This is a genomic window from Dysosmobacter sp. HCP28S3_G4, assembly GCF_052065175.1.
Classification (GTDB): domain Bacteria; phylum Bacillota; class Clostridia; order Oscillospirales; family Oscillospiraceae; genus Oscillibacter.
The window spans coordinates 32,330-43,584 of sequence record NZ_JBQHUP010000019.1; the positions used below are offsets into that span (position 1 = coordinate 32,330).

The window sequence follows — 11,255 nt, forward strand, 5'->3', positions numbered from 1 at the left end:
CCCGATCGGGAACGGAGGCTTTATGCTGAACGAACGGAGACAATGGAGGGAGGACGACCGCTTCTTCCGGCAGGAGGAGCTGACCTTCCGGGAGTGCGACGTCCACGGCCGGGCGCGGACGGCCACGCTGCTGAGCTTCCTGGCCAACGGCGGCGCCCAGGATTTCGAGGCCCGGGGCTTCACCTATGAGTATCTCTACGGCCTCCGGCAGGTGTTCCTGCTGTCCCGCATCGCCTTCCGGGTCCACCGCTGCCCCGTGGCGGGGGAGACCGTCACCGTCTCCACCTGGGAGAACGGCGTCCGCGGCGCCCACATGTGCCGGGACTACGAGCTGCTGTCGGAGGACGGCACGCCCTGCGTCTCCGGAAAGAGCGAGTGGATCCTAGTGGACCCGCTGGACCGGCGGATCCTGCGGCCCTCCGCATTCACCGGCAAGGAGCTCACCGCCAGCGGCCGGGCGGCGGACTGTCCGGCCTGCCGGAGGATCGTCCTGCCCGGAGAGGGCGTGGAGGTCCTGGGGGAGCATCCGGTGGCCTTCTCGGAGCTGGACCACAACGGCCACGTCTACAGCGGCAGCTACGGCGACATCATCTGGGACGCCCTGCCCACGGACCTCCAGGACGCGGACCTGCGGGAGTTCCAGATCAACTACAGCAGGGAGGCCACCCGGGGGGAGACCCTGACCCTGCTGGGCTGCCGCCAGGGGGACACCTATCTGATGGAGGGCCTCTGCGGCACGGAGCGGAGCTTCAGCTGCGCCTGCCTGTTCGGGTGAGACGGCGACGGATCTCACGGATATCAGAAGACGCGAAAAGCCCCGGCGCCAAACGGCGCCGGGGCTTTTATCAATCGGGTAAAACGCTCAGTTGATCTGGATGCGGCGGCTGACGGGGGTCTCCGCCGTCTGCTTGGGCAGTTTCAGGGTCAGGACGCCGTCGGTGTAGGCGGCCTGGATGCCCTCGGTGTGGATGCCGGTGACGTCGAAGCTGCGGCTGTAGGAGCCGTAGGACCGCTCACAGCGGATGTACTTGCCCTGATGTTCCCGCTGCTCATACCGGGAGTGGCGCTCCGCCGTGATGGTCAGGGTGTCGCCGTCCAGGTTCAGGTGGATGTCCTCCTTGCGGAAGCCGGGCAGGTCCGCCTTCAGTTCAAAGTAGGTGCCCTCGTCGGTGATATCGGTGCCGAAGGCCGCGGGACGGCGGTCCGGCGTACTGTCATTGAAAAAGCGTTTCTCCATATCGGAGAAGGGGTCCCAGAAAGTCCCGCGATAAGGTCTCAGTTCCAGCATATGCATTTCCTCCTCATGATCACGCCGCCTGCCGGTCATTGACTGCCCCGGCCGCGGCCCGCTCTGTTCTTTTTACAGGCCCTATCATATCGGAGAAAATCGGATATTATGTTACGGAGATTTGAACGGTTTGTAAACATTAGCACTCTGACGACTGGAGTGCTAAAACTGGGGGCTCAGAAGCTGCCGAAAGCGGCCAGATTCTCCTCCAGTCCCTGGAAGAACCGGCTGGTGTGCCAGCCGTCCGCCGAGGCGTGGGAGATGCTCAGCGTCACCGGCAGGGTATAGCGGCCCTCCGAGAGCGTATACTTTCCGAAGGTGATGATGGGGAACAGGGCCGGGGTGCCGGTGGAGTAGTTGGCGTAGCCGGTGTAGTCCAGCCAGGGCACGCAGCTGATGCAGAAGAAGTTGGCGGGCTGGCCGGGCCGTCCCTTGACGCCGTGCCGGTCGCCGTATTGGTCCGTCACCTGTTGGAAGCCCTGATAGAAGGTCCGGAAGTCCGGGTCATACTCCGTCCACAGGTCGGAAAAGGTGTGGTCGTCTTTGTGGAAGACGGTGAAGCAGGGGTGGGAGACCTCCCAGACGCCGGGGGTGCCCTCCGGCGTCAGCATCATCCGCATCTCGTCCTGCCCGTTGACGGTTTTTGCGGCGGCGTAGACAAAGCAGGGATAGAAGTGCAGGCCGTGGGCTCTGGCGAAGTCCACCGCCTCCGTCACGTCCATGCGGACGGTGGCGGAGTAGCCGCAGGGGATGGCGGTGCGGTAATACTGAAAATGCTCCCGGCGGGGCCAGGTGTCCAGGTCGATGGGGCGGTAGGCGGGCAGATGCTGTTCCATAGGTACCTCCTGTCAGCGGGGATGGATGGATTTTGTATCATTATAATGCGCGCCGGACAAAGCCGCAAGTCCGTTCTCTCCGGCAGATTGAAAAACAAAATTTTCCGGCAGGATCCCGGCATATTCTCCTTTTTTCGAGTCAAACTATGCTTGCGATACCCAGTGGACCCAAACGCAATCAGTTTTGAGAAAAAAGGAGAAAAGAAGTTATGTCTACCAAGAACAGCAATAAGCTCAACGTTCCCGAGGCCCGTGCCGCTATGGATAAGTTCAAGATGGAGGCTGCCTCCGAGGTCGGCGTCAACCTGAAGGAGGGCTACAACGGCGACCTGACCTCCCGTGAGGCCGGTTCCGTGGGCGGCCAGATGGTCAAGAACATGACACCCATACGGACAACAGACTACTCCCGGACGGACCGGACGGCGCCGGGACACGCCGCCGGAGTGGGGTACATAGCCTGTTTGCTGCTGTAAAGCGGCACATTGACCGTTCTGTAGAAAAACCGCCCTGGATTCTGGAGACTCCGGAGAAAATGCAGGAAATGGGGAAATTCCGCTTGAAAAGTATAATTCCCTGTGGCAGAATGGGAATTAGAAAGAGAGGAGGGTATTCTCTGTGAGAATTTCCACAAAGGGGCGGTACGCGCTCCGGTTGATGATCGACCTTGCAGAGCATGACGACGGCAGCCTGATCTCCATCCGCGACGTGGCAGAGCGGCAGGGGATCTCCGCCAAATATCTGGAGCAAATCGTGGGCCTGCTGAGCAAGGCAGGATTCCTGCGCAGCGGACGGGGTCCCCAGGGGGGATACCGGCTGTCCCGCGCTCCGGAGGAGTACACCGTGGGGGACATCCTGCGGCTGACGGAGGGCAATCTGGCGCCGGTGGCCTGTCTGGAGGACTCGGAGAACCGGTGCGAGCGGTCCCATGAGTGCGCCACCCTGGACTTCTGGACGGGGCTGTACGCCGTCATCAACCAGTATATCGACCGGTTCACCCTGGCGGATCTGGTACGGACCGAGCAGGAAAAGGAACATCCCGCCCAGCACAGGGCAGAGTGCTGAACGGAATAGAGGACCAAACGGCCCCGCGCCGGGAAGGCGCGGGGTCGTTCTGCGCGTCGGACCGGCCGGAGAGAATTGCGGGATCCATCGCCTTTTTTGACCAATCGGAGAATTTTTGGAATACCTACTTGACAAGTAGGGGAAGCTGTGTTATTCATATCATAGTAATCATATATGAAATAAAGGAGAACAGAGACTATGATCTATCTGGATAACGCAGCCACCACAGCCGTCAGCAAGACCGCGCTGGACGCCATGCTGCCCTGTCTCACGGAGGACTACGGCAACCCCTCCAGCCTGTACACCCTGGGCCAGCGGGCCGCGGAGCGGCTGTACGATGCCCGGCAGACCTTCGCCAAATATCTCAACGCCGCCCGGCCGGAGGAGATCACCTTCACCTCCGGCGGCAGCGAGGCGGACAATCAGGCCATCCTGTCCGCGGCGGCCCTGGGGGAGAAGAAGGGCAAGAAGCACGTCATCTCCACCAAGTTTGAGCATCACGCCGTCCTCCATACCCTGCAGAAGCTGGAGAAGCACGGCTTTGAGGTGACGCTGCTGGACATCCCTCCTGACGGTGTCATCACCGCGGACGAGGTGCGCACCGCCCTGCGGCCGGACACCTGCCTCGTTACCATCATGTTTGCCAACAACGAGATCGGCACTATCCAGCCCATCCCGGAGATCGGGAAGCTGTGCCGGGAGGCGGGGGTGCTGTTCCACACCGACGCCGTCCAGGCGGCGGGGCACCTGCCCATTGACGTCCAGGCCATGGACATCGACATGCTGAGTCTGTCCGCCCACAAGTTCCACGGCCCCAAGGGCGTGGGCGTGCTGTACACCCGCCGGGGCATCCCTCTGACCAACGTCATCGAGGGCGGCGCCCAGGAGCGGGGCAAGCGGGCCGGCACGGAGAACACCGCCGGCATCTGCGGCGCCGCCGCAGCCTTCCGGGAGGCCTGTGAGAACATGGAGCAGAACGCCGCCCACATGCGGCCCCTGCGGGACAAGCTCATCGCGGAGCTGACGAAGATCCCCCACAGCGTCCTCAACGGCGATCCCGTCCGGCGTCTGCCTGGCAACGTGAATCTGTGCTTCGAGGGCATTGAGGGCGAGTCTCTGCTGCTGCTTCTGGACGGCAAGGGCATCGCCGCCAGCTCCGGCAGCGCCTGCACCTCTGGCTCCCTGGACCCCAGCCATGTGCTGCTGGCCCTGGGACGGCCTCACGAGGTGGCCCACGGCTCCCTGCGGCTGACCCTCAGCGAGGCCACCACGGAGGAGGAAGTGGACTACGTCCTCAGCGTCCTGCCCGGCATCGTGGAGTATCTCCGGGACATGTCCCCGGTGTGGGACGAGCTGGAGCGGGGCATCCGGAAGCATCAGATTTAAGAGATTATAACAGGAGGAGACGACTATGGCATTATACAGCGACAAGGTCATGGACCATTTTCAGCATCCCCGGAACGTGGGCAAGATGGACGACGCCGACGGCATCGGCGAGGTGGGCAACGCCCGCTGCGGCGACATCATGCGGATGTATATCAAGGTGGACCACGATACCCAGACCATCACCGACGTGAAGTTCAACACCTTCGGCTGCGGCAGCGCCATCGCCACCAGCTCCATCGCCACGGAGATGATCAAGGGCAAGCCCATCAGCGAGGCCCTGAAACTGACCAACAAGGCGGTGGTGGAGGCCCTGGACGGCCTGCCCGCCTACAAGCTCCACTGCTCCGTGCTGGCGGAGGAGGCGGTGAAGGCCGCCATCAAGGACTACTTTGACAAGAACCACATCCCCTACGGCGACGAGCTGGCCATGGACTGCGAGCACTGCATGGCCTGCGACAGCCATCATCAGTGAGGGACTGGCCGAGATAAGAGAAAGCCCGCCGCGTTTGTGAAAACGCGGCGGGCTTGTTTGCTGCCGTTGCGGGACTTATTCTCCGACAGCCAGACGGAGAATGGCCTCCATGTCCTCCGGGTAGATCTTCATGAACTGGCCGAAGGGGAAGCCGTTGGGCTTCTGGGCGCGGTGGGCCGCCATCTCGGGGATCATGGCGGGGTCGGCGCCGATCTCCGCCAGGGTGGTGGGCATACCGATGGACCGGAGCCAGGACTCCAGCCGGTCCACGCCCTCCCGGGCGGTGTTCTCCGGGCAGGCGAAGTCCATCTGACAGCCCATGACCCGGACGGCGAACTGGGCGAAGCGCATGTAGTTGTGGGCCATGACGTACCGCATCCACGCCGGGGTCACCACCGCCAGGCCCGCGCCGTGGGCGCAGTCGAAGAAGGCGGACAGCTCATGCTCAATCTGGTGGCTGGCCCAGTCCTGGACGCGGCCCACGCCGCAGGTGTCGTTGTGGGCCAGGGTGCCCGCCCACATCAGCTCTGCCCGGGCGTCGTAATCCTCCGGATGGGCGATGGCCTGAGGGGCGGCGGTGAGGATGGTCTGCATCAGCCCCTCACACAGCCGGTCCGTCACGTCCACATGCTCCGTGTTGGTGAAGTACCGCTCAAAGATGTGGGACAGCATATCCGTGGCGCCGCAGGCGGTCTGGTAGGCGGGGAGGGAGCAGGTGTAGGCCGGGTCCATGACGGCGAAGGCCGGACGGTAGAGGTCTGACTTCACGTTGCCCCACTTCAGGTTCCCTTCTTCTTTCGTGATGACGGTGGCGTTGGAGGACTCGCTGCCCGTGGCGGCGATAGTCAGCACCACGCCCACCGGCAGCGTCTTCTCCGGGGCCTTCTTGGAGAAGAAGTCCCAGAAGTCCCCGTCGTAGGGCACGCCCACGGCGATGGCCTTGGCGGTGTCGATGGCGGAGCCGCCGCCCACGGGCAGAATGAAGTCCACACCCTCCCGGCGGCACAGCTCGATGCCCTCGTAGACCTTTCCGCTGCGGGGATTGGGCTGGATGCCGCCCAGCTCCGCCCAGGGAATGCCGGCGGCTTTCAGGGAAGCGGTGACGTCGTCATAGGCGCCGTTGCGCTTGATGGAGCCGCCGCCGTAGACCAGCAGGACCCTGGTGCCGCCGAACCGGCGGACAAGTTCGCCGGTCTGTTCTGCCTGTCCCTTGCCGAAGGCAAAGTAGGTGGGTGCGTAGAAATTGAAGCGTTCCATAATTTGACCTCCAGATCTCATCATTTGGGTCGCGCAGTGCCGGTGGACACGTCGATCCTTTTCAAAGAATGGCTTTTCAAAAGCAGGCGCGGAGCAGGCTCAGCAGAAATGCCGCCGCACCCACGCCCACAAGAAATCGCAGTCCGTCTATCAGAAACTGCCGCTGGCCGGACCGGCCCTCCCGGCGAAGGTCCTCCGCATCACCGAATTTTTCCCGCCGGATCTCATCAATAGCCCGGGACCATCGCTTTTCCATGGGCGGAGCCCCCTTCAAGTCTCAGTATCCCAGCTTCCGGTCCACCAGATGGGCCAGGGGCCGGCCTGCGGCGTAATTGGCCAGGTCCTCGCAGAACATGTCCACGGTGATGTCCCGGGTGTAGCCCAGGGCCATGTTGCCGGAGATGTGGGGCGTCAGCAGGAGGTTCTTCGCGCTGCGCAGGAAATGGTCCATGGGCAGCGGCTCCGGGTCCATGACATCCAGGGCGGCGCCGGCCAGACGGTCCGCATTCAGGGCGTCCGCCAGGGCCTCCTGGTCGATGGCGGTGCCACGGCCCACATTGACTACGTAGGCGTGGGCGGGCAGCAGGGAGATGCGCTCCCGGTTCAGGATGTGGGCGGTTTCCGGCGTGCCTGGGAGGGCCATCACCAGAAGGTCTGTCTCCGGCAGAGCCTCCTCCAGCCGGGAGATGGGCAGTACCTCGTCGTACACCGGGTCGTCGTTCCTGCCGCTGCGGCAGACGCCGGTGATGTGGGCGGCCCCCAGGCCTCTGGCCCGGTGGGCGAAGGTGGTGCCGATGTTGCCGGTGCCCAGAACGGTGACGCGGCTGCCGAAAATGGAGCGGATGGGCTTCGGCTCGTCCACCCAGCCGTCCCGGGCCATGTCCGCCTGATAGGCGGGCATCTGCCGCAGCAGCATCAGCGTCACCATGACAATGTGCTCCGCGATGGTGACGCCGTAGGCGCCGGAGGAGTTGGTCAGCAGGCAGTCCGGATTGGCGAAAAGGGAGGGGTCCTTGCAGTAGGGGTCCACGCCGGCATAGGAGCAGCAGTACCACTTGAGACTGGCGGGGGCGGTGCGCAGCAGCTCCGGGATATGGGAGAACAGGACCTCACAGTCCTGAAGGCAGGCACTGGCCTCGTCAAACTGCTCCGGGGTGAAGAAGTGGGGCGTGAAGCCCGCCGCTTCCGCGGCGGCGGTGATCCGGGCCTTGTGGGCGTCGGTGAGGAAATCCTGGCAGACGCAGAGATTGCGGTTCATAGAGACAGACCTCCGATACATAAATTGATGGGCGGGAGGGAACAGGGCCGTTCCTCCGCCCGGAAAAGACAGTGGGAGACGGGGACGCTCAGACACCGGACAGCGCCGCGCAGACCTGCTCGGCGGCGCGCATCCCGTCGGCGGCGGCGGAGAGGATGCCACCGGCGTAGCCCGCCCCCTCGCCGCAGGGATACAGCCCCCGGAGGGAGACGGACTGATACGATTCGTCCCGGGGCAGGCGGACGGGGGAGGAGCTGCGGGTCTCGACGGCGGTCAGCAGGGCGTCGGGATCGTCGAAGCCCCGGAGCTTTTTCCCCAGAATGGGCAGGGCCTCCGCCAGCGTCTCCGCCACGAAGGGGGGCAGGCACAGCCGCAGGTCCGTCATGGTAACGCCGGGGCGGTAGGTGGGCCGCACCCGTCCGTACCGGACGGAGGGACGGCGGGCCAGAAAATCCCCCACCCGCTGGCAGGGGGCCTTGAAGTCCGACCCGCCCAACGCGAAGGCCGCCTCCTCCAGACGGCGCTGGAAGGCGATGCCCGCCAGGGGACCGTCGCCGCCGAAGTCCTCCGGCGTGACGTTCACCAGGAAGCCGCCGTTGATGTTCTCCCCGTCCCGGGCGAACTCGCTCATACCGTTGGTGACCAGACGCTGCTGCTCCGACGCGGCGGCCACCACCTGTCCGCCGGGGCAGACGCAGAAGGAGTAGGCCGCCCGCCCGTTGGGCAGGTGGCAGGACAGCTTGTAGGACGACACCGGCAGGCTGGGGCTTCCGGCGTACTGTTTGTACTGGGCCAGGTCGATGTCCGCCTGGCGGTGCTCGATGCGGACGCCCACGGCGAAGGGCTTGGCCTCCATGGCCACGCCCCGGGCGTGGAGCATGGCGAAGGTGTCCCGGGCGGAGTGGCCCGGGGCCAGCACCAGCTGGCGGCAGGGCAGGGCGTAGGTGCCCTCCGGCCCCTCCACGGTGACGCCGGTGAGGGCGCCGTCCTTCACGGCGATGTCCGTCAGACGGCTGCCGAACCGGACGTCCGCCCCCAGGGACAGCAACTCCCGCCGGAGATTCACCAGGGCGATGTGGAGCCGGTCCGTGCCGATGTGGGGCTTGGCGTCCACAAGGATGTCCTCTGGCGCGCCCCAAGAGACGAACTGCTCCAGAATGAACCGGTGCCGGGGATCCTTCGTGCCGGTGTTCAGCTTTCCGTCGGAGAAGGCCCCGGCGCCGCCCTCACCGAACTGGACGTTGGAGGTGACGTCCAGCGCTCCGGTGGACCAGAACCGTTCCACGTCCGCCTGACGGCGCTCCGTGGGCTGGCCCCGCTCCAGCAGGATGGGCCGCAGCCCCGCCCGGGCCAGGATCAGGGCGCAGAACAGGCCCGCTGGACCGGCTCCCGCCACTACCGGCGGCGTCTCCGGACGGACCGTCACGGCGGGGCAGCGGTAGGGCGCGGGGGGCGCGTACCGGGAGACCTTGGGGGTGTGGACCCGCTTCATGACGGCGGCCTCGTTGTCCACGGTGGCCTCCACGGTGTACACCAGCTTCACGCCGTCCCGGGCGTCTACGGAGCGGCGGAGGATGCGCAGGGACTTCAGGTCCTTCTCCCGGACCTTCAGCAGCTTCGCCGCCTGGGCCGTCAGGGCGGAGAGGCCCTCCTCCGGCGCGATCTTCAGGTTTTCGATCTTCAGCAAAACGGTCGTTCCCTTTCCGCCTCCGGAAAATTCCGGAGGTTCTTGAATTGTTCATATCTCTTAAAGGATGTTTTAAGATAAGCATACTATACTTCAGGCAAAGGTGCAAGAAGGAAGCCGGTGGGGAAAAGCGAAAAAGATCCCCGGCGGTGAAATTTAAAATTCGTGCAATCTTTTGTCACACTCTGTACACAAACTCCTGCTATTATCCAGAATAAGAAGAAAACGGGAGAGACATAGGAGGAACCGGATATGTATAACGACGAGAACAATCTGTATCATTACACCTACCGCAAGGACGGCAGCGAGACCACCCAGACCCGCCCCACCGTGGACGAGCAGCTCCACAGCTATCAGGCGTCCCAGAGCGAGTACCGCCAGCCCGTTCAGGACATGCAGCCTGTGAAGAAGGAGCGCCGGGGCGTGAAGCTGGTGGCCCTGGCCCTGGTGTGCGCCCTGGTGGGCGGCGCCGCGGGCGCCGGCATCACCGCGGCGGTGGGCGCCGGAAGGAACAACGCCGCCATCAACGTCAGCGGCCGTCCCGCCACCCAGGTGACGGTGAATACCGTCACCGGCAAGAAGCTGATGACCGACGCGGAGGTCTACGCCGCCAACGTCAACAGCGTGGTGTCCATCAACGTCACCGGCAGCTCCGGCACCAACATCTTCGGCCAGCAGGTGGAGACCGCCTCCGCCGGCTCCGGCTTCATCCTGACCCAGGACGGCTACATCGTCACCAACAACCACGTGGTCAGCGGTGCCAACACCGTGAAGGTCACCCTGTACAACGGCGACACCTATGACGCCGCCATCATCGGCACCGACAAGGACTACGACATCGCCGTCATCAAGGTGGAGGCTCAGGACCTCCAGCCCGTGACCCTGGGCAGCAGCGATTCCCTGAACGTGGGCGACCGGGTGCTGGCCGTGGGCAACCCCCTGGGCGAGCTGACCTTCTCCATGAGCGGCGGCATGGTCTCCAGCGTGAACCGGGCCATCAACGTGGACGGCACCCCCTTCAACATGATCCAGACCGACGCCTCCATCAACCCCGGCAACTCCGGCGGCCCGCTGTTCAACAGCTACGGTGAGGTGGTGGGCATCGTGTCCGCCAAGTACTCCAGCTATTCCAGCGAGGCCGTTGAGGGTCTGGGCTTCGCCATCCCCATCAACGACGTCATCTCCATGATCGAGGACATCATGACCAACGGCTACGTCACCAACAAGGCCTATCTGGGCGCCACCATCGGCACTCTCAGCGCCAGCATGGCCCAGCAGTACCGCTACAGCATCACCGAGGGCGCCTTCATCTACTCCGTGGACGAGGACGGCGCCGCCGCCAAAGCGGGACTGAAGATGGGCGACGTCATCACGAAGATCGACAACACCGCCATCTCCTCCCTGGAGGACCTCACCGCCGCCAAGAAGGGCTATTCCGCCGGTGACACCGCCACCCTCACCGTCTACCGGGAGGGCCAGACCATCACCGTGGAGCTGACCTGGGGCGCCCAGCCCAAGCAGGACACCACCACCAGTGCTACCCAGGACCAGAGCGGCAGCAACAACTACTACAGCAGCGACGACATGCAGGACCTGTTTGACTACTTCTTCGGCCAGTACGGCGGCCGCCGGGGCAGCGGCACCACGGCCTGAACCATGGGAATCCGCCGGAGTCTGGCGGGCGGGCCGCGGCAGCAGCTGCGGCAGAGCCAAGACCGCCCTTGCGGCAGACGTCCCGGCCGGTCAATATAGATCGCAGGCAGACGAATGATATGGGAAAGCGCACCGTGAGAGATCACGGTGCGCTCAGGCTGTCGAGAAACCCGGTTGCGCAATTAGGCGGCAACCGGGTTTTCAGCACATATTCGGGAAAATAGAATCGAAAATAGGAAATGGGCGGGTCTGTCCCAAATTCTGTGTAAACGCCGAAATGCGGTGCAAATAGAGCAAAATATATTCAAGGTGGAAGTGGTGCAAGCTGCTGCCGCCTTGTTTTCAAAATAACAGTA

Annotated in this window: 11 protein-coding genes and 1 pseudogene; 6 read left to right on the forward strand and 6 right to left on the reverse strand. The window is 64.0% G+C overall.

From position 1 onward, the window contains the following. Window positions 1-22 precede the first annotated feature (22 nt). On the forward strand, window positions 23-775 hold the full coding sequence (locus ACTNBU_RS06395) for an acyl-[acyl-carrier-protein] thioesterase (RefSeq protein ID WP_441031885.1): 753 nt from the start codon (window positions 23-25) through the stop codon (window positions 773-775). An 87-nt stretch (window positions 776-862) separates the two neighbouring features. Here the strand turns inward: ACTNBU_RS06395 and ACTNBU_RS06400 are convergent, their stop codons facing one another. Next, complete coding sequence (locus ACTNBU_RS06400) at window positions 863-1,288, reverse strand: Hsp20/alpha crystallin family protein (protein WP_441031886.1); 426 nt, start codon at window positions 1,286-1,288, stop codon at window positions 863-865. A 176-nt stretch (window positions 1,289-1,464) separates the two neighbouring features. Next, window positions 1,465-2,124 carry a CatA-like O-acetyltransferase gene (locus tag ACTNBU_RS06405; protein ID WP_441031888.1) on the reverse strand — a complete coding sequence of 220 codons (660 nt, stop codon included), beginning with the start codon at window positions 2,122-2,124 and terminating at the stop codon, window positions 1,465-1,467. 209 nt (window positions 2,125-2,333) lie between these two features. Between ACTNBU_RS06405 and ACTNBU_RS06410 the strand changes: the two are divergent. The 4 genes and pseudogenes from ACTNBU_RS06410 to nifU all read left to right on the forward strand — a co-directional run. Then, a pseudogene (locus tag ACTNBU_RS06410) lies at window positions 2,334-2,504 on the forward strand (small, acid-soluble spore protein, alpha/beta type); the annotation flags it as partial. A gap of 235 nt (window positions 2,505-2,739) precedes the next feature. After that, entirely contained in the window at window positions 2,740-3,186 is a 447-nt protein-coding gene (locus ACTNBU_RS06415; RefSeq protein ID WP_441031890.1) for an RrF2 family transcriptional regulator, read from the forward strand. A 198-nt stretch (window positions 3,187-3,384) separates the two neighbouring features. Then, on the forward strand, window positions 3,385-4,572 hold the full coding sequence (gene nifS / locus ACTNBU_RS06420) for a cysteine desulfurase NifS (protein ID WP_441031892.1): 1,188 nt from the start codon (window positions 3,385-3,387) through the stop codon (window positions 4,570-4,572). Between the two features lie 25 nt (window positions 4,573-4,597). Continuing rightward, complete coding sequence (nifU, locus tag ACTNBU_RS06425) at window positions 4,598-5,044, forward strand: Fe-S cluster assembly scaffold protein NifU (protein ID WP_441031894.1); 447 nt, start codon at window positions 4,598-4,600, stop codon at window positions 5,042-5,044. Window positions 5,045-5,119: 75 nt separating this feature from the next. Here the strand turns inward: nifU and ACTNBU_RS06430 are convergent, their stop codons facing one another. The 4 genes from ACTNBU_RS06430 to ACTNBU_RS06445 all read right to left on the reverse strand — a co-directional run bounded on the left by ACTNBU_RS06430 (window position 5,120) and on the right by ACTNBU_RS06445 (window position 9,246). Next, complete coding sequence (locus tag ACTNBU_RS06430) at window positions 5,120-6,301, reverse strand: iron-containing alcohol dehydrogenase (protein ID WP_441031895.1); 1,182 nt, start codon at window positions 6,299-6,301, stop codon at window positions 5,120-5,122. 76 nt (window positions 6,302-6,377) lie between these two features. Then, the gene (locus ACTNBU_RS06435; protein ID WP_441031897.1) at window positions 6,378-6,557 is read right to left on the reverse strand and encodes a hypothetical protein; all 180 of its coding nucleotides are present in this window, start codon (window positions 6,555-6,557) and stop codon (window positions 6,378-6,380) included. Between the two features lie 21 nt (window positions 6,558-6,578). Continuing rightward, a complete protein-coding gene (locus ACTNBU_RS06440; protein ID WP_441031899.1) occupies window positions 6,579-7,559 on the reverse strand; it encodes a D-2-hydroxyacid dehydrogenase in 981 nt (326 codons plus the stop codon). 88 nt (window positions 7,560-7,647) lie between these two features. Further along, a complete protein-coding gene (locus tag ACTNBU_RS06445; RefSeq protein WP_441031901.1) occupies window positions 7,648-9,246 on the reverse strand; it encodes an NAD(P)/FAD-dependent oxidoreductase in 1,599 nt (532 codons plus the stop codon). Window positions 9,247-9,498: 252 nt separating this feature from the next. Here ACTNBU_RS06445 and ACTNBU_RS06450 point away from each other — a divergent pair, with 252 nt between their 5' ends. Beyond that, the gene (locus ACTNBU_RS06450) at window positions 9,499-10,899 is read left to right on the forward strand and encodes a S1C family serine protease (protein ID WP_441031903.1); all 1,401 of its coding nucleotides are present in this window, start codon (window positions 9,499-9,501) and stop codon (window positions 10,897-10,899) included. The last annotated feature ends 356 nt before the right edge of the window (window positions 10,900-11,255 follow it).